This window comes from Bartonella refiksaydamii (assembly GCF_902652675.1).
Classification (GTDB): domain Bacteria; phylum Pseudomonadota; class Alphaproteobacteria; order Rhizobiales; family Rhizobiaceae; genus Bartonella; species Bartonella refiksaydamii.
The window spans coordinates 1-18,940 of sequence record NZ_LR736315.1; the positions used below are offsets into that span (position 1 = coordinate 1).

General features: G+C 37.0%; 18 protein-coding genes, 1 tRNA gene and 3 pseudogenes. 14 read left to right on the forward strand and 8 right to left on the reverse strand.

What is annotated here, in order from left to right:
• Positions 1-76 (forward strand): annotated as a pseudogene (locus GQO39_RS09265) (lysozyme); the annotation flags it as partial.
• Positions 69-212 (forward strand): annotated as a pseudogene (locus tag GQO39_RS09270) (phage antirepressor Ant); the annotation flags it as partial. The pseudogenes GQO39_RS09265 and GQO39_RS09270, both read left to right, overlap by 8 nt.
• Here the strand turns inward: GQO39_RS09270 and GQO39_RS07115 are convergent.
• A complete protein-coding gene (locus tag GQO39_RS07115; RefSeq protein ID WP_004859800.1) occupies positions 159-383 on the reverse strand; it encodes an Arc family DNA-binding protein in 225 nt (74 codons plus the stop codon). The pseudogene GQO39_RS09270 and the gene GQO39_RS07115 overlap by 54 nt on opposite strands.
• Before the next feature lie 75 nt (positions 384-458).
• Between GQO39_RS07115 and GQO39_RS07120 the strand changes: the two genes are divergently transcribed.
• The 4 genes and pseudogenes from GQO39_RS07120 (at position 459) to GQO39_RS07135 (ending at position 2,519) form a co-directional block, all read left to right on the forward strand.
• Complete coding sequence (locus GQO39_RS07120; RefSeq protein ID WP_004859798.1) at positions 459-662, forward strand: Arc family DNA-binding protein; 204 nt, start codon at positions 459-461, stop codon at positions 660-662.
• A pseudogene (locus GQO39_RS07125) lies at positions 655-1,223 on the forward strand (phage antirepressor Ant); the annotation flags it as partial. The gene GQO39_RS07120 and the pseudogene GQO39_RS07125, both read left to right, overlap by 8 nt.
• 289 nt (positions 1,224-1,512) lie before the next feature.
• A complete protein-coding gene (locus GQO39_RS07130; protein WP_156851572.1) occupies positions 1,513-2,244 on the forward strand; it encodes an antA/AntB antirepressor family protein in 732 nt (243 codons plus the stop codon).
• On the forward strand, positions 2,241-2,519 hold the full coding sequence (locus tag GQO39_RS07135; protein ID WP_156851573.1) for a hypothetical protein: 279 nt from the start codon (positions 2,241-2,243) through the stop codon (positions 2,517-2,519). The genes GQO39_RS07130 and GQO39_RS07135 overlap by 4 nt, the downstream gene beginning before the upstream one ends.
• A gap of 47 nt (positions 2,520-2,566) precedes the next feature.
• Here GQO39_RS07135 and GQO39_RS07140 read toward each other — a convergent pair whose 3' ends face one another.
• Both GQO39_RS07140 and GQO39_RS07145 read right to left on the reverse strand, forming a co-directional pair.
• Entirely contained in the window at positions 2,567-2,887 is a 321-nt protein-coding gene (locus tag GQO39_RS07140; protein WP_007552686.1) for an addiction module antidote protein, read from the reverse strand.
• Positions 2,874-3,176 (reverse strand): type II toxin-antitoxin system RelE/ParE family toxin, encoded by a 303-nt coding sequence (locus GQO39_RS07145; protein ID WP_007552685.1) that lies wholly within the window; start codon positions 3,174-3,176, stop codon positions 2,874-2,876. The genes GQO39_RS07140 and GQO39_RS07145 overlap by 14 nt, the downstream gene beginning before the upstream one ends.
• Positions 3,177-3,340: 164 nt before the next feature.
• Here GQO39_RS07145 and bgtA point away from each other — a divergent pair, with 164 nt between their 5' ends.
• From bgtA to GQO39_RS07160, 3 genes are all read left to right on the forward strand, one after another.
• Positions 3,341-3,973, forward strand: coding sequence for a gene transfer agent endolysin BgtA (gene bgtA, locus GQO39_RS07150; protein WP_156851574.1), 633 nt, complete (start codon positions 3,341-3,343; stop codon positions 3,971-3,973).
• Positions 3,970-4,197, forward strand: coding sequence for a hypothetical protein (locus GQO39_RS07155; protein ID WP_156851584.1), 228 nt, complete (start codon positions 3,970-3,972; stop codon positions 4,195-4,197). Before bgtA ends, GQO39_RS07155 begins: the two co-directional genes overlap by 4 nt.
• A gap of 131 nt (positions 4,198-4,328) precedes the next feature.
• On the forward strand, positions 4,329-4,541 hold the full coding sequence (locus GQO39_RS07160; RefSeq protein ID WP_156851575.1) for a hypothetical protein: 213 nt from the start codon (positions 4,329-4,331) through the stop codon (positions 4,539-4,541).
• 226 nt (positions 4,542-4,767) lie between these two features.
• Here the strand turns inward: GQO39_RS07160 and GQO39_RS07165 are convergent, their stop codons facing one another.
• From GQO39_RS07165 to GQO39_RS07180, 4 genes are all read right to left on the reverse strand, one after another.
• A complete protein-coding gene (locus GQO39_RS07165; protein WP_198039433.1) occupies positions 4,768-5,943 on the reverse strand; it encodes a tyrosine-type recombinase/integrase in 1,176 nt (391 codons plus the stop codon).
• 534 nt (positions 5,944-6,477) lie between these two features.
• Entirely contained in the window at positions 6,478-7,362 is an 885-nt protein-coding gene (locus GQO39_RS07170; RefSeq protein WP_156851576.1) for an outer membrane protein, read from the reverse strand.
• Between the two features lie 444 nt (positions 7,363-7,806).
• Complete coding sequence (locus tag GQO39_RS07175; RefSeq protein ID WP_156851577.1) at positions 7,807-8,079, reverse strand: hypothetical protein; 273 nt, start codon at positions 8,077-8,079, stop codon at positions 7,807-7,809.
• Positions 8,073-10,448: a mechanosensitive ion channel domain-containing protein gene (locus GQO39_RS07180; RefSeq protein WP_156851578.1), complete on the reverse strand. Its 2,376-nt coding sequence runs from the start codon at positions 10,446-10,448 to the stop codon at positions 8,073-8,075. Before GQO39_RS07180 ends, GQO39_RS07175 begins: the two co-directional genes overlap by 7 nt.
• A 178-nt stretch (positions 10,449-10,626) precedes the next feature.
• Here GQO39_RS07180 and GQO39_RS07185 point away from each other — a divergent pair, with 178 nt between their 5' ends.
• From GQO39_RS07185 to GQO39_RS07200, 4 genes are all read left to right on the forward strand, one after another.
• The gene (locus GQO39_RS07185) at positions 10,627-11,037 is read left to right on the forward strand and encodes a hypothetical protein (RefSeq protein ID WP_156851579.1); all 411 of its coding nucleotides are present in this window, start codon (positions 10,627-10,629) and stop codon (positions 11,035-11,037) included.
• A 39-nt stretch (positions 11,038-11,076) separates the two neighbouring features.
• Positions 11,077-13,590, forward strand: a complete 2,514-nt coding sequence (secD, locus tag GQO39_RS07190) for a protein translocase subunit SecD (RefSeq protein WP_156851580.1) — start codon at positions 11,077-11,079, stop codon at positions 13,588-13,590.
• 101 nt (positions 13,591-13,691) lie between these two features.
• Positions 13,692-15,437: a cation:proton antiporter domain-containing protein gene (locus GQO39_RS07195; RefSeq protein ID WP_156851581.1), complete on the forward strand. Its 1,746-nt coding sequence runs from the start codon at positions 13,692-13,694 to the stop codon at positions 15,435-15,437.
• 24 nt (positions 15,438-15,461) lie between these two features.
• Positions 15,462-16,415: a lysylphosphatidylglycerol synthase transmembrane domain-containing protein gene (locus GQO39_RS07200; RefSeq protein WP_156851582.1), complete on the forward strand. Its 954-nt coding sequence runs from the start codon at positions 15,462-15,464 to the stop codon at positions 16,413-16,415.
• A gap of 306 nt (positions 16,416-16,721) precedes the next feature.
• Here the strand turns inward: GQO39_RS07200 and GQO39_RS07205 are convergent, their stop codons facing one another.
• Positions 16,722-18,275: a TerC family protein gene (locus GQO39_RS07205; RefSeq protein WP_156851583.1), complete on the reverse strand. Its 1,554-nt coding sequence runs from the start codon at positions 18,273-18,275 to the stop codon at positions 16,722-16,724.
• 478 nt (positions 18,276-18,753) lie between these two features.
• Between GQO39_RS07205 and GQO39_RS07210 the strand changes: the two genes are divergently transcribed.
• Positions 18,754-18,829, forward strand: a tRNA-Lys gene (locus GQO39_RS07210).
• Positions 18,830-18,940: the final 111 nt, after the last annotated feature.

The following is an 18,940-nucleotide window of genomic DNA, read 5'->3' on the forward strand; positions in this document are numbered from 1 at the left end:
TGGTTATGGACATACAAACACTGCTGGAAAACCTTTTGTTTACGAAGGTATGACAATCACTGAAAAGCAAGCAGAAAGATCATGCTATTGCCGAATTAGCACCCAAAGCAAAAGCACTTGAAGGCTTAAAGCGTTCTGAGGGGGCTATGTGTGGCATCTTATTGTTTTTTATTCACGAGTGGTTGTTCAAGGAGCTTTTTGAGATCTTCTGAATTCATTGCCAGTAGGTGATTTAATGTAACGGTAGTGCGGACAGAATCTTCTAAACGAGCAAGAATTTCACCCGTAAGGCTACGATGATTTGCTTCAGCAAGCTCTTCCAATTGATTTTTCAGTTCAATTGGAATGAGAAATTTAAATTGCACACGATCTTTTTTTGTCATGCACCTAAAATATACCTAAAATACACTTGACACAAGGTACCTTTATGGTACTAAATATGTGCATATGGAGGTAAAATGAAAACGATCCAATATAAAATAAATATGCCACATACATTAAAGGAGTGGTTGTTTAATCGGGCGACTGAGAATGATCGCTCTCTTTCATCTGAAATAATTAACATTCTCAAAAAAGAAAAAGCGTTAGAGCATAAGTCCGCAAAAACTCTCTCTAACGCTTTACATCTAACTAACCTGAAAGAGGTCAATTACAATGAATAATAGCACATACTTACCTATCAATAAAGACAAATTAATCAAATTACGAGAAGTCGAAAACGAGCCTCGTGTTCGCGATGTGGACTTAGCAGAAAAATTAGGGTTTGTTCGTACACGTGACGTTAGAAAATTAATTACAAGAAATATGCAAGAAATAGAACGGTTTGGGAGGTTCGCCACTGTGGCGCACGTAATAAAGGGCAATAACGTAACAGAATATTGGCTTAACGAAGAGCAGGCGTTATTGATTGCGACATTATCGAATACAGAAAAATCTTCTCAAGTCCGTTATATGCTTATTAAGTTATTTGTTGCGTGGCGTAGGGGCGAGATAAAGCAATCCTATGTTCAATCGATCGACTACTCCATCCAGCAGTAATGCTTGGTGTCTTAACGCATTTAAAAGATGAAAACGAGCGGAAAGACAATATCATTGCTAAATTAGAACCAAAGGCAAAAGCACTTGATGGTTTAAAGCGTTCTTATGGTCTGTTCGGTTTGATAAAAGCAGCAAAGATCTTAGAGGTACGACCTAAGGATTTGACTAATTACTTTTATAAAAACATTACATTGCCACTTGACAATGTGGCGACAATATGAATAATCGAATCAGGTGCCTGAAAAACACCTTTAAAACTACAAGCGGATTGGTTACCGAAATAATCAGTCTTCTGTACATTTAAGACTTTGACTCGTTATATGCTACATGCGTATAATAATATTGTCGGGTGTGGTTATGCTATACAATACCCTCACGGGGAAAGTGTAACGACGGACTTGTAGCCGTGTTTTTCAGCACCCGGCACTCTTTTTAGAGTGTCAATGAAAAACGTCTAACTACAAGGAGTTCTTTATGAACACACTTATAGAAATATCAGAGCAGATTATTGATCAGGAAACTGTCCAAACTGTTAACGCACGTGATTTACATACGTTTTTAGAAATAAAAGCTTGCTTTAATGATTGGATTAAAAATCGCATTAAAGAATGTAAATTTCAGGAAAATATAAACTTTATAACGCTTACTAAAAATTTAGTAAGCGGTGGAAAGGTAAAAGAATACCACATCACATTAGACATGGCTAAACACCTTTCAATGATAGAGCGTAATGACAAAGGGCATGAGGCACGTCAATATTTTACCAAATGTGAACGGCTTTTAAAACAAGTAGCAACCCCACAAGTTGACTACTCCAAACCCGAAGCGTTGCTTGGTGTCTTGAATCACTTACAAAATCAAATCGAACAGAAAGATCATGTCATTGCAGAATTAGCACCAAAAGCAAAAGCTTTGGATGGTTTAAAACGTTCTGATGGTTTGTTCGGTCTTATTGAAGCAGCAAAGATGTTAGAGGTACGACTAAAGGATTTAACCGATTATTTGCGTAAACATGATTGGGTTTATCGACGGGCTCCAGGGGCTCCTTTGTTACCTTATCAAGATAAGATCAAGAAAGGATTCATGGATTGTCCTGCTATCACCATTCAAAGACCGGATGGAACAGATAAGGTGCTTCCTTCAACTAAAATCACACCAAAAGGATTGGCATGTTTGAGAGAGCAAATCCATGGAGGTGTGCAATGAATAGCAGTGTTGACTTCTTATGCGATTTGTGGATGGCTTTGTTTAAGCTTTCTAACCATCGAGGCATTGGAGATGAGGACTGCAATGCTATAGTTGAGGTTATGGAATCGATCGTAGATGCTCTGGTTTTAAAGCTTCAAGATGACGTGCCCAATATTACAAAAATCTTGGCAATTTTGACAGATTTTGGAGCTTCAGAACTACCGCATAGCATGGATTCTTTGTTGCAAGCTTACGAACCAAGTTTGGAGCACCCCATTAAAAAGGTTGCTTAACTTTAAAAACACAACTCCCCTCCCTGTTCTCAAAAGTGGGGAGGTGGTCAAGATGCTTCTTCTAAAACTGTCTGTTCCTTACAATTATTTTTGGCAGGTGTTAAGCTAATTTGCAAATCTAACGCCTTCAAAACACTGAGAAAAGTGGAAAGTCGTGGGTCACCCTTGTCACTTAAAGAACGATAAAGGGATTCGCGATTTAAACCTGTCTCTTGAGAAACAGCTGTCATTCCTTGTTTACGCGCAATAATACCTAATACATGTGCAATATAGCCACTATTTTTAGTTTCTAAAGCATCCTGCAATAAGATCTGAAAGTCTTCAGGCGTGTTAAAATATTCACTTACATCAAATTTAGTAATTTCCATTTTTTATTTCCTTTACTAATTGAAGGGCTTTTTCAATATCCTTCTGCTGAGTAGATTTATCGCCGCCATTAAGTAATAAAATAATCTCTTTTCCTTGTTTAAAAAAATAAACACGATAGCCTGGTCCATGATTTATTTTTAATTCACCGATACCACGGAAATATTTCACATCTCCTAGAAGTCCATATTCAAGGCGAAAAATACGTGCAGCAACTTTCTTTTGCGCTTGTCTGTCTTTTAAAGAATCTAGCCACTCTGTAAAATATAGTGTTTTTTTGACAATAAACATTTGTAGCTTATATACTACATAATAGATAATGTCAAAGACATTTTTTTGTTCCAACAAAAAAGCTACATAGGTTTTAATAAGCTGTCCTTTCGGACAGGAAAGATATCAACTTTAGATTTTCACGCATCCCCGCCTTATGTGGGGATTTTTTTATGGAGAAGCATATGCGAAAAATATCATCAGAAGGGCTAGCACTCATAAAACAATGGGAAGGCTTGCGTTTGAATGCCTATAAAGATGCCATTGGTATATGGACAATCGGCTATGGACACACAAACAGTGCTGGAAAACCTTTTGTTCACAAAGGTATGACAATCACGGAAAAGCAAGCAGAAGAACTGCTTTGCCAAGATTTGCAACAATTTGAAAATGCCGTGGAACGCGCTGTTACAGTTTCATTAACAAATGAACAATTCGCAGCATTAGTGTCCTTTTGTTATAATGTAGGTACAACAGCTTTTTGTAACTCGACACTGTTAAAAAAGCTCAATCAAGGTGAATATGAAGCAGTCCCCTTCGAATTACAAAAATGGACCAAAGCAAGCGGTAAGTGTCTTCAAGGTCTCGCACACCGACGTGCAGCAGAAGCAGGGCTATGGGCGAAAGGGGCTTATGTTTCCTCCAATTATCAAACAGTAGAAACAAAAGCACCAACGGGGATTTTCAAAGCAGAAGCCCTTGCACCAATCATTGGTTCTTTTTCAGGTCTTGGCGGTTTGTTAGCAGGCAATGGTCCCATCCAATGGGCACTAGCCGCCATTATGGTTTTAGCCGCATGTGCTGGTATTTTCTTTTGATCTTATGGATGAAAAGAAATTTGATGCTAACAGTTGCGGCTTTAGCCGCTTTTTTTATTGCATTAGCTAGAGCTTTTACTCTTGGAAAAAAAGCAGAACAGCAAAAACAAACAGAAAAGGCTTTAAAAGCAGCAACAACACGACTGGAGGTGGAAAATGAAATTAATCAAAAAAGTGATGCTGATGTGCGTGCTGCTCTCTCTGACTGGTTGCGCAACAAATAAATACGCTTCTTCTTGTGTCGGCTGGTTGCCAATTTATTTAGACAAGCAAGATCTGAACGCCATCAGTTCAAACTTAGCAAGAGAGATCTTAAAGCACAATAAACAAGGTGAACGCTTGTGTGGGTGGAAACATGGCTAGAAAAAAAACACAAGACAATATAGAACTCACAGAAGCAGAAAAAGAAATGCTTCAAGAAATCATCATGACCTATAAAAGTGTAAAAGTGATGTCGCGTTATACAAAATGGATTGTACTCATTATACTCTTATTAGCGCTTGATTTTTCACGTCTTATAGATGCTGTAGGAAATATTTTTACACAAAAACCAAATATCCGACTCTAAACATACTCTGAGACGCGCGAAATCCTTTAGAAAATGGTTTCTTAATTTTGCTCATCTCATGGAGGCTATCAATAATAGCTTTGTACATTTAAAATAGTGGCTAACCAAAAACTGAAAGCTTTATCCCCTCCCCGCTTTAAAAGCGGGGAAAGAGAGATTATATCGTAATCTATCCGCTAATCGCTTAAGTATTTCTTAGATACCTGACTCGACAATAGACATATTATCAAGAAGCTCCTGATATAAAAGACGCCCATTGTTCTAAGAGGACACGGCGTTGCTCTAAAAAATCCGTTCGCATATAAGCTTTCGTCACTGAACTACCAACTGAATGCGCAAGAACAAATTCTGCAATTTCAAATGGTGTTGACGTTGTCTCTGCTATCCAATCCCGTAAGCTTGAACGAAAACCATGAGGTCTGTAATTAAAACCTTTGTCTTTCATGAATTTAGAAAGTGTTACATCAGATATAGGCTTTCCAGAACTCCCTGAAAATAAAAAACCATTTTTTTCTATTTTTTTTGCTTTTTCAATAACAGCAAGCGCTTCAGCTGTAAGCGGCACACGAAAATCAGAAACCTTTCCAACAATCCCCTTCATATTTTCTTTTGGAATAATCCATATTGATCCATAAATCTCTTCTGACCGAATATGCCTAATTGGCGTAGAACGAACACCCGTCAAAATAAGAAGTTTTAAAGCTAGATTTGATACAAGCTCATCATTTAAAGATTGAAAAAACTTAGGCACTTCTTCCCATGGCATTGCTGGAATATTTTGGGTATTTTGAATAAACTTTTCTAATAAAGCTTTTGCTTTTGGTATCAATTGCATATCCACATCTATACCAAGTGCCGCCGCATGTTTTATAGCTATATTCAAGCGAGATAGAGCTTTACTTGCTGTTTCGTTTTTTGTCTTCCAAATGGGAGAAATGCATCCTTTTATATCAACTTGCGTCAGTTCAGTGATTGGCATATCACCAAGTTTAGGAAAAACATGTAACTCAAGAGGTGTTAACCACCTTGCTGCTTTTCCTTCATTTTTCAATTCGTTTTTTTTCGCTTCAAAAGCACTTGAGACAATTTCTCGTAAAGAAATACCACCCCCTGCCCGACGCAAATTTTCTTTTTGTTTTTGGTGAATTGGATCAATTCCTTGATCCAAAAGATCACGACAAGCTGAAGCCTTGAACCGTGCTTCTTTTAAAGATACATTGCTACAAGAGCCCAATCCCATTTCTCGTCGTCTTTTATTGAGGTCAAACCTAAAAACCCATCGTCCTTGATCTGGTGCAGTTTTGATAAGCCATAAACCAGCTCTGTCAGCATATTTGCCTTTAGATAGATTTTTTACAGATAAGACAGATAGTCTATCACGTGTTCTTATTCTTCGAACCACCTTTTAAAAACCATCTTTTGAATCGCGCTTGGAGCGCTTTCATCTGGTACCAAGATTATATACAAAAGGCAATTTAATAAATAAAATAAAATAAAAACAATTAGTTATTAAATATAAAAAAGATAAACCGCGCTATCAGGTGATATTGTAGAGAGTTCTAAGGGAAGAAAAGATTGGTGCACAAATGGTGCCCGCCGTCCGCACCACAGTATACGGATTCCCGATTATTTTCCAACAGTTTATTAGAATGTAAAAACCTAAACTATCTTTTTTTACACCATTATACACTACCAAACAGCACTTAACGGTCTTGATTGCGAATCATAACTTCTTTTTGAGCATGCATTTTAGTAATGCCAATAATCTTGAAAGCTTTCATTCAAAAAAATGGAAATCTCATAGTTATTCCTACTTCACCACAAACATTGAAAATTAAGGGCTTCCTTTCCATCACAAAAGATAACATTTTACAGAATAACAAATAAAGGTTCCATCAAAGACAGAACCCCTGAGAGCTAATTTAAGCGCGCAAAATTAAAATTTATAAGCTACACCAATACGAAAATCATTTGTCTTGTAATTAAGCTCAATCTCGTCTTTGAATTTCTTTTTACCAAAATCTGAATAACGGTATTCCGCACGCAAAATAACATTATCTGCCATTGCAAAGTCAACACCACCACCAAGAGTATAACCAATCATCATCTTTGTATCATCTGATATAGCATTAAAGGGCTCTGTTCCAGTAATAGATGTCGACATAATATCTTGAAATTGTCCATAAGCAAAACCACCAGAGATATACGGCATAATACGATCAGCAGCAAAACCAATACGCATCCGTGTGCCACCAACCCATTTCTCTTTTAATTTGTGGACAAAAGTTACGCTGTTCTTTTCTATTCTTCCTGCTTCTCTGTAATTTTTCATAGTTGATTGAGAATCTTCTCTTCCCTCCTCTGAATCCGTTTCTTCCTCTGAGAGCTTTTTACCTCTAACTTCACCAGAATCATCATAGTGAACTGTAGTTTTTGTATTTTTTCGACCAGAAAGAAGTATGTCTGTATCAATACCCAAGATAAAATTATTGCCAAGATCCATATTGGCACCTAAATAAAAACCACCTACAAAACCAGAGAGTTCAGGTAAATATTTCTTCTCAAATGGCACCCACTTTTTATTTTTACTTCTTTCATGAGGAAAAAGAGGAATATCCCCATCACGAGTAGTTGCAGAAAGTTTACTTGAAAAACCACCAACTTGGCCTCCAAAATAAAATCCTACCCAAGAAAAAGGTGGAGAAACAACAACTGACGAAGCAACATGTTCTGGCGGCTCAGAAACAACCACATCCGCGGCCTGAACCATAGAAGCTGAAACAAAAATAAAAACGGATGCTGTTATAAATTTTGTATTCATAAAATTATACCCCACTACTATTATTCAAATATAATCAAAAATTACATTAAAAAAACAAAGTGATTAAAATTTTACACTGCAAAATCATATATACTTTTATATAGTTACATAAAAATTGAAGATTAGCAAATAATTTTTTAATATTTATACATTATCAATATTATAAATATAAAATTTGGCTAAAATAGCTGTGATCTTTTCTTTTCAAAAATAAAACTGTTATACTCTCCTCATTCAAACTGTCGTATCAAAACTACAAAACTGATTTTATTCCAATTAGTTATTTTCAGAAATGTTGAAAAACCAGCATCCTGAAAACACATATTCCAAATTTTGCACATAAAAAAGTCTGTCTATCTCACTTACCCGATGTGCAATCTCATATTAAAATCATACCTTTTCCCCTCTTTATATTTTACCGAATAACAAAAACCTGAAGCCATTTTATTTAAAAATGGCTCTACCTTTGTTGATTTCTATATGATCTTCTGCCATTATTGCAAAACGGTCTTTATTAGGAAAAGTAATAAAACACCCCTTCATACAAATTGTAACTGTTTGATGAGTATTCAACAAAATATTTAAAGGTATACTCTCTTCAACAATGATGAGAGATTGTTTCTTTGAATCAGTATTTTTCACAGTCGCTGCAAAAGCTGTCACAGCCCAAATATCCAACAGTGCGACCACCATAAAAACGTGAAAACATTTTAGCATTCTAGAATTCCTTCCTCAAGAAAACGCTTATATAATACAAAGCGAAGAGTATTAGTCACCTTAGAAGGCGCGGTAATATTAGGCACATAGATAGCCAAATTAAATGAAAATTTCTTACTATCAAATGCCGTAAAACTCACTTGTGGTGCAGGATTTTTTAAAACCCCTTCTGTTGCAGAAGCAATCTCTAACAAAATTTCAACAACACGATCTGGAGCAAGATTTGAGGACACAGTAACAGGGATATCAATACGCCCCATTTTACTACGCCGAGTCCAGTTACTGACATTATTATTGATAAGACTTGAATTAGGAATAATAATCGTCTTGCGCTGAAATGTTTCAAGTTCCGTTGCACGCACATTAATACGTTTTACAATACCACCCACTGATCCAGATTCTACATAATCTCCTAGTTTAAATGGTCTTCCAACCAAAATAATCAGCCCAGAAACAAAGTTTTGAACAATATTTTGCAATCCAAAGCCTATACCAAGCGAAAGCCCACCAGCAATAAGCGCAAAATTTTTCAGATCTAAACCTGCCATTGACAGCCCTATCAAAGCTGACACGACAACACCGCAATAATTTATAACCGTTTTGATAGAATTACGCACACCAGAATCGAATTCACCATGCGCCAATACAGTACCATCCAGCCAACCGATAAATTGACGAATGCAAAAAAAACAGAAGAAGAAAACAACAATTCCTGTTACAATAGAAATTAAAGAAATAGACACATTTCCAATTTGAAAACCAGTCATCAACTGCCACATCACTGTTCTGAAATCAGAGTACGAAAATCCAAACTGTGCAACGATTGGCATTACACAAAATACGACAACAACAAAATTGAGGAAAATACTAATAACAATCCCCAATTGATTCATCGTTTTCTCTTCTAAATGCAACCATTGCATTAAAATATGACCAACGCTCGTTTTCATAAATTGTCCTTTAGTTCCGATTGCTTGAGCGCTTTTTATCCCCAAATACATTAAAACCAAAAATGCTCCACCGATTATAATTTGCTGCATAATAAAACGCGCCAGAGCAACATATCCTAAAAAATCTATCACAATCAGCAATAATCCCAATAAAATGAGAAGAATACGTATATAAAGCGGCCAAAAGTGCGGCTCTCTCTCTTCACTTTGAGAATCCCCACGTCTAAACCGTAAAGGCACAAATGAAATAATAAACAGTAGTATTGCGACAAAAAAAACAGCAACGAAACTTTTGGCAATTGTCAAAGAAAGAGAGGCTGAAACTATTTGATAAATACTATCGAGAACAGCATCAAATGCCAAAATTGCACCTAAAGAAGTAAGTAAAATCACCAATTGATGTGCTGCCGACGGTACAATATTGAGAAGATGCACATGGGCCCTATTTGGTGATAAAAGAACAACGGCTAAACGATTTATCAAAAAGATTAATATAATTTGGCATCCTACCATATCAAATACTGTTGTGAGTTTCCCTGGATCCAAACTAAACCCACGAAATAAGAATAATACAAGATAAACGCAAACAACACACACAAGCGAAGGTAAGAGAACAGAAACAAAAGCGATCAATAAGCGTTGTAAATAAGATACTTCCTCGTTGTTCTTGGTAAAGTGGCAGCGCACATGTGAAAGAACCTTATGAGAAAAATAAGAAAGTCCCAAAGCGATAAAAAGCGGAATCAAAAAAGAAAGAAATAGCTGTAATAATTTGAAATAAAACAAAAAGTTCCACCAAGAGTTCAACAGAAAAAGAAAATCAGATGAAGCCTCTTTGGTTTTCTGGGTGAGATGTTTAATCATTGGGAGAGAAAACTCAAGCCTGTGTGTAAGTGTGCGTTTAAAAAGCTCTCGAGATTGAGAAATAGAAAGTTCGGCTATTCTATTTGCAGTCAAAAAGATTGCTTCGAAACGAAGCACTATACTATTAATCTTAGCTTTTTTCTCTATCAAGTAAGATCGCTCCTTACTTAAGTTTTTCAAGTTTTTTAGCTCTTCATGGAGCTCTGTTAATTGATCAAGGAGTGTATTAATATCATCAAGAGGAGTACGCAAAACAAATGCTTCTTCTATGGCACGTTTACTGATATCTCGTGCACGCAACCGCAATTCTGACAAAGAACCCTCATCTTCTAATTTATTTTCAAAATCTTTTTTTAAAGTTTCCGTATCACGTTCAAGATTCTTAATAATAATCTGTTGTTGTTGAATAATTTCATCAATTGAGTGAGAAGTTATTGGTTGTTCAATGACTGCATCTTGCGGCCCAATATCTCCCCATGCACAAGAACTGAATACAACAATAATTCCGCAAATAAAGAAAAGTATGCGTAATTTTTTTCTAAAAAATGCAAACATATCTACCTTAAATGTATAAAGAGGGACCTATCCCCTCTTAAAATATGACATGAGGCAAATCTTTTCAACTTTTATAGAATAAGCTTATAAAAGCTTTCCCTCATCCTATAATACTGATAATAAGAGAAGAACTAACGGTAATGGACTCAATAAAGATTAAAAAAGAAGGGATTTGGGCATGCTTTTTTTGCGCTTTTATTGCAAAAAAGAAAATTTTCTCCCTTTTGCGACTTGGCTTCTTCTGTCCAGCTTTGGCGTATTGTTGACAAATAATCTAGGAGCACGCGCCTATTGGCTCAAACAGCTACAAGCAAGTAATATAGTTAAAAAAAATACGCTTGAACCACACAACAAGCATCCCCAATTAAATGTTGCAACAACTGGAAATAAAAAGCTTGGAACACCCCACACAGATCCTATTCTGCCTATCAGTACTTTTCAAAACACCCCAACGTTAAAGTTATTTTTAATGATTATTCTAGCTATTTGCATACGACTTGGAAACCTTCAAACACAATGTTTTTCAAATAAACGCGCTCCTCCCCTCTTTCTTGAATTATGCAACTATCGTCTTAAACTCTACCTTTAACTTTAATAACTATTAAATTGCCTATTAGCGGAATATATCATGCGTACACCCAGTTGGTTAATTACTCTTTATTGTTTTATCCTTCTAAGCAGCATTTACGTTGCTTTGCCCAATTTATTTTCGCAAGAACAGGTTACAAACTCACAATTTTTAACTAACACCCGTGTGACACTTGGGCTTGACCTTCAAGGAGGCTCTTCTCTCCTACTTGAAGTCGATAGTAAAACATTAAAACGCGATCAATTACACATAATTTTAGCAAATGTGCGTAACATACTACGTGAAAAACAAATCCGTACAGCGAGTGTTCGTATCATCGAAGGAGGTGTTGTTGCACTTATTTCTGATCCATCACAAATTGACAAAGCACTCTCAGCTTTGAAGACATTGATAACACCCATACACAATAGCTTTGGTACTACAGCCAATGATATCACTATCAGTGCTCAAAATGAAACTATTCGTATCATATTAACTGAAGCTGGTATGAAAGATCGTATTAACAATGCTATCGAACAAAGCTTAGAAATCATCCGTAGACGTATAGATCAAGTTGGTGTTACTGAGCCAGCCATCCAAAAAGTAGGGACCGATCGTATTATGGTTCAACTGCCAGGCTTACAAGACCCAAAACAGCTGCGTGATCTTTTAGGAACAACTGCTAAGATGACCTTTCATCTTGTACCCTCTGATGTGGATATAAATAATCCACCCGCAGGTGTTTCAATCCTTCCTGGATATACTGATGAGACACAACGCTATGCAATTTATAATCAAATCGCCTTAGATGGAAATGTATTGAAAGATGCCCGTGCAGGTTTTGATCCGCAAATACCAGGACGATCTATTATTTCATTCACTATGAATTCCGCTGGTGCAAAAATGTTCGCTGAAATAACACGACAAAATATTAACCGCCCTTTTGCAATCGTTCTTGATAACAAAGTTTTGACGGCTCCTACCATCAATAGCGTCATTCCAAATGGACAAGGTCAAATTACAGGAAACTTTGCCCCCAAAGAAGCATCAACTCTGGCTGCACTCCTCCGCGCTGGTTCTTTACCTGCACCATTAACGGTAATTGAAGAAAGAACTGTAGGTCCAAATCTTGGTGCTGACGCCATCCAAATTGGGCTTTATACCGGCATAATTGGTTTTATTCTTGTTACGGTTTTTATTTTTCTTCTCTATGGGTTTTGGGGTATCATTGCGAATATAGCACTAGCGCTCCACACTATTTTAACATTTGCTGCTCTAAGTCTCCTCGGTGCGACACTCACACTCCCCGGTATTGCTGGTATTATTTTAGGTATCGGTATCGCCGTTGATGCCAATATTCTCATCAATGAACGTATCCGTGAAGAAAGTAGAAAAGGTATTAGCGCCTTTGCTGCCTTAGATCGTGGATTCAAACACGCTTTTGCAACTATCGTTGATGCCAATGTTACCGCAATTATTGCAACTATTTTACTATTTTGGTTTGGCACCGGTCCTGTTCGCGGTTTTGCTGTAACAATGTTACTTGGTATTATCATTTCTATGTTCACGAATATCACAATTGTACGCATCATGATGATTTGGGTTGTCCGTAAATGGAAAATTAAAACGCTGCATCTTCAGTCTAATTTTAATGTTATCCCACACAATACCACTTTTCGCTTTATGAAAGCACGCTTTATTGGTATTGGCGTCTCTATTGTTTTATCACTTGCTTCAGTTTTTCTATTTTTTAAACCTGGCTTGAATTTCGGAATTGATTTTATTGGTGGAAGCCAAATGACTGTTACCACCAAAGCACCAGCAGATTTAGCAACTTTACGTTCAAGGCTTTCTACCCTTGATATCGGTGAAGTTACTCTACAAAATATGGATAATGCAAATACTGTGCTCATTCGCATGCAGAAGCAAAGTGGCAGCGAAGCGCAACAAAGTATCGTCATTGATAAGGTTAAAACAGCTGTACAAAGCATCTATCCTGATGTCACATTCGATCAGATAGAGGTTGTTGGTCCCAAAATTTCAGGCGAGCTTGCCACCGCTGCTTTTACTGCTGTTATTCTCGCTGCAATTGCCATGTCCCTCTATATATGGTTGCGCTTCGAATGGTTCTTTGCAGTTGGAGCAATTGTAACGCTCATCTTAGATATCACCAAAATGATTGGTTTTTTTGCTTTATTTCAATTTGATTTCAATTTAACAGCCATCGCTGCTCTTTTAACAATTGTTGGTTATTCCATAAATGATAAGGTCGTTGTCTATGACCGAATGCGCGAAAATATGCGCCTTTATAAAAAAATGCCACTGCGTGAACTGATTGATTTCTCAATTAGTCAAGTTCTTGTCCGCTGTCTCTTTACATCAGCGACCACAATTCTCGCTATGTTGCCTATGGCTATATGGGGAGGAAGTGCTGTCCATAACTTTGCATTGCCCATGGTCTTTGGAATTATAATTGCAACATCGTCCTCGATCTTTATTGCCGCTCCTATTTTACTCCTGTTAGGAGATTGGTGGCGTGAACGGAATAATCATACAAACATTAAACTAAAATGAAAATGCTATACCGATTTATATAACAACCACCCTCTTCTTCTCATAAAAAAGTTACAATCATTTCAACACATTCATTTTTAATAAAAAGTCGTAAATAATCTATGCTCCATGATACTCCGCTGATTACAACTATTGTCGCAGGTTTATGTTTAGCATTTCTTTTAGGAATGATTGCTAGCCGTTTGCGTATCTCACCACTTGTAGGATACTTGTTAGCCGGCGTTATTGTTGGACCAAATACAGGTGGCTTTAGAATAGATTCCGTTATTATCAACCAACTCGCTGAAATTGGTGTCATTTTGCTGATGTTTGGTGTTGGGCTCCATTTTTCATTAAAAGACCTTTTATCTGTAAGAGCTATTGCTATCCCTGCGGCCATTGCACAGATGGCATTTTCTACTTTTTTAGGCTTGTGCCTTGGTCTAATCATGGGATGGGGCTTCAGCGGTAGTTTGGTCTTTGGTTTAGCTTTATCAATAGCAAGTACCGTTATCCTGCTGCGTGCCTTGCAAGAACGCCATCTTATTGAAACAGAAAAAGGACGCATTGCTGTTGGATGGTTAATTATTGAAGATTTAGCGATGGTCCTTATCCTTGTCCTTATACCATCATTAGCAAACGTCCTTAACAATACAAAAAAGGAAGCGTTTGATCCTCTTGTTCAATGGCTAGACTTAAGTATTTGGGGAATTTTGGGTCTTACTATCCTGAAAGTTATTGTATTTATTGCACTTATGCTCATTATTGGGCGGCGTGTTATCCCATGGTTACTAAAAATGAGTGCGCAATCAGGATCACGTGAGTTATTTCGTCTAAGTGTCTTTGCTATTGCATTAGGAGTAGCTTTCGGAGCAGCTCATTTATTTGGTGTTTCTCTTTCTCTTGGTGCCTTTTTTGCAGGCATGGTTATGAGTGAATCAGAATTAAGCCACCGTGCAGCAGAAGAATCCTTACCACTACGAGACGCGTTTTCTGTTCTCTTTTTTGTTTCTGTGGGTATGTTATTTGACCCAGGAAAACTATTGACTCACTTTTTCCCCCTCTTAGCAACATTATTCATTATTATCTTAGGAAAATCGGTCGTTGCCTTTTTCATCGTTAAAGCTTTTCGCTATTCTAATGCAACGGCTTTGACTATTTCTGCAAGCCTTGCTCAAATCGGAGAGTTTTCTTTTATTCTTGCAGGTTTAAGTTTAAGCTTGGGGCTTTTAAACAACGATGCCCATGATTTAATTCTTGGAGGAGCGATTCTTTCTATTTTGCTTAATCCCCTTGTTTTCATGGCTTGCAACAAAATTAAAAAACATCTAGAAAAATTCCCTGAAAATTTACAAGATACACAAACTATCATTGATATTGATCTGCAAGATCCTGACCATGAATTTTTACCAATAACCTTAAAAAACAACCATATCGTAATTATTGGCTACGGTCATATTGGTAAATATGTTGCATTATCCTTGGTAAATAGAGGTAAACCTGTAGTAATAGTAGAAGAATCAAAACGCCTCGCTGACCAAGCGATTGCAGATGGATTCGAGGTAATTTGTGGCAATATCATTCAACCAGAAATAATGAACGCAGCAAATATGAGTAATGCACATAAAGTTGTTATTACAATGCAAAGTACCATTGAAGTAGGAGAATGTATAGTGAATATACGTGATATGAAAAAAGATATTCAGATAATTACGCATGCACTATCCGATGTAGAAACAACTTATCTCGTTGATTTAGGTGCAGATGTTGTAGTAACTGATGGTGAAGAAATTGCTAATGGTGTCGTAGAACATTTAACAGGGCAGAGATCTGTAAAAAATATGCAGAATTATGAATTAAACTTATAGAAAAGATAAAATGGATATAGAAGCGTGAAAATAAAGCAATTTATATGGCCATTTATTGGTATCTTAGCAATGCTGATATCTATCCGCATTCTTTATATAAAGCTTTCTGCCATTTCTTTTAGTGATGTCTTGGAACGCTTGAGCGATTTAAGTGCACAGCACTGGCTGTTGGCCTGTTCGTGCTCTTTCTTGGCTTATGCGGCTCTTGCTGGATATGATCGAATTGCTTTGCAGCATCTTGGTCATAAGATTTCTTGGGTTTTTATCGCGATATGTTCGTTTACTACCTATGCTCTTTCACACAATATTGGTGCTTCAGTTTTTTCTGGTGCAGTCGTGCGCTACCGTGCCTATAAAATGAAAGGATTAAATGGAACAGAAATCGCGATATTGGTAGGTTTTTGCTCTTTTACTTTTGTGATAGGCACAATCTTACTTTTTGGGATCGTTTTGATTCTGCAACCCCAAATTATCACTCTCATTCATGATGAGCTTCCTGAATGGCTTGGAATAACAATTGGTGCAATTCTTCTTGGCTGTATAGTACTCTATACTTTTGGCAGCTGGCTTCAATTAAAGCCCTTACACTTGAGCAAAAAAATTCAACTTTCCTACCCACGATTAAAAATTGTCATTCAACAGCTCCTTATTAGTCCTTTAGAACTTTTAGCAGCAGCAGGGATTATATACACAGTTCTTCCACACAACACAGATATTCACTTTATTTCTGTGCTTGGTGTTTTCCTAACATCTTTTACGATAACTCTTCTTTCCAATGCTCCAGCAGGGGGTATTGGTGTTCTTGAAGCCTTATTCATAACAGGTATGCCTAATATAAATCCAACAGATGTTATCGCGGCACTTATTGTATTTAGAATGCTTTATTTGATTATACCGCTCATCATTTCGTTATTTGTTGTAGCAATTTTTGAAGCGCAACAATATTGGAAGCGATCCCCCAAAACACCACCTGAATAAATAAAAAAGATAAAAGCCTTTCTCTTTTTTATATGCGTGTAAACAGAAATAACCGCATTAAGCTTGACTTCATATGTAAGTTAACGCAACCACTACCCTTTATTTATCTTTTTTATACTCAATATTAAATAGACAATTTAACTTTTGCATATCCATCTTTTACGCTCAAAAAACTGTCCAAAAACAACGAAACCACAATCGATCTACACAATCTCTAGATCTACACAATCTCTAGATCCTCCACTCTCCTACAATAAAAAGCATTTTCTTATTGCCTTGCCTATTAAAATAATAAGCTTTTTCTGATTACACGAGGGGAGAGATAAGGACTTTAGATACATTTCGACGGTCCATTTCGATAACCTTAAAGCATAGACCGTCAGTTTCAAAGCTTTCCCCTTCATTCGGCAAATGACCAAACTGCCAAAGCATAAACCCTGCCAGAGTAGTATAACGGTCTGCCTCATCAACAAGATTACGCCCAAGATAACCACTTAAACGACGGATATCAGCGTATCCTTCAACAAGAAGACTTCCATTTTCAAGCTGTTCTGCTATCATAGGTTCTTCATCATCATCAGGAAAATCACCTGCAATAGCTTCAAGAATATCAGTTGGCGTTGCAATCCCTTCAAAAGATCCATGTTCATCTACAATAATTGCAAGCTGAATCGAAGAATGACGTAATTGCTCCATCAATCGTAAGACGCTTGTATTTTCATGAACCACGAGGGGTTCTCGCATAGCTTTTTTCCAATTGAGCTTTTTTCCTTCAGCCAAATTCAAAAGAAGGTCTTTTGTCAAAGCAACACCAACAAATTCGTCCACTTTTTCACGTGCAAGAATTAAGCGACTATGTTTAACCTGTTGCAATTCTTCACGCATTTCATTCTCGTCACCATTTAAATCCAACCACTCAATCTCATTGCGTGGCGACATGATAGAGCGAACAGGGCGATCAGCTAAATCAAGAACACCACGAATCATCTCTTTTTCTTCCGGTCGAAATAACTCAGAAGCTGCCGCTTGTTCAGCAATGACATCTACAGTCTCACCAAGACTACCCTCTTTGTTTCCCCCTCCCAAGAGCCTCAAAACAGCATCAGCTGTTCGACCACGTAGATCATTTGTTGTAATCATTTTTTCACGATTACGACGTCCAATTTGATTAAAAGCTTCAATAAGAACAGAAAAACCAATAGCAGCATACAAATACCCTTTTGGAATATGAAAGCCAAATCCTTCAACAATGAGAGTAAATCCAATCATCATCAAAAAGCCAAGACAAAGAATTACAATAGTAGAATGACGATTAATAAAACGCATAAGAGTGCCAGATCCATACATCATCACACCCATAGCAGCAATAACTGCAATATACATAACCACTGCCTGCTCTTTCACAATCATACCTGTTGCAGTAATAATGCTATCTAAAGAAAAAACGGCATCCAGCACCACGATTTGAACAATTACCTGCCAAAAAACAGCATAAGCAACGCCTGTTTTTCTTTCATGCGGTATCCCTTCCAACCTCTCGTGTAATTCTAGCGTTCCCTTTGCCAGCAAAAAAGCCCCACCACCAGTTAAAATAAGGCTATGCCAACTAAATGCAAAAGATGAGAATGAAAAAATTATCGTATCGAGATTCATCACCCATCCAATAACCGTAAGAAGGAAAAGTCTCATAATTAGTGCTAAAGTAAGCCCCATCATGCGCGCACGATCCCGCAAATGTAGCGGCAACTTTTCGGCTAAAATTGCAATAAAGACAAGGTTATCTATGCCCAAAACAATTTCGAGAAAAACCAATGTGACCAAACCAAACCACGCATGGGGATCAGTGATCCATTCCATCATAGTTCATCCTTCAAAAATGTCTTTAAAAGCTTAAAAGCGCGCAATTGACAAAACAAATTCATAAGCTTTCATTCGCACAATTGTTCAAGAACATTGAACGCAAAAAGATTGCGTTCAAAGCAAACAACAGCAAAATATTCCTTAAATGCATACAGTTATCGATAAAATTTATAAAACAGAACGATGGTTCAAACTGCCTATAACCACAAGAATCCCCTTCTGAATTTTTCTCGGGCATTACGCTCGACGATCCTCCAACTATAGTCCCGCATAATAATCAGAACACTTATTCATAGACTTTCTTATAATGGGTTTATTTTTATATAAGATCAAGGGGGGGTATCATATTTTAATCGTACAGCCAATTAGCCAATTAAGCTATAGACTTTACCGTTTTCATATAAAAAACATAAAACCATCTAGACATCCTCCCTTAAGAGCATTATAGAACCCCTCATTCTTATCTTTTGAGAAGTGTGGGTGATTAGCTCAGTCGGTAGAGCAGCTGACTCTTAATCAGCGGGTCGTGGGTTCGATCCCCTCATCACCCACCATTCAATTTTATCTTACCAATAACCTATTGATTTTCCACATATTTTTTAAGGTTCGGTGTAGCTTGACGGCAGGTTTTGTATATTTTGCCACTAGGTTTTGTACCAATTTAT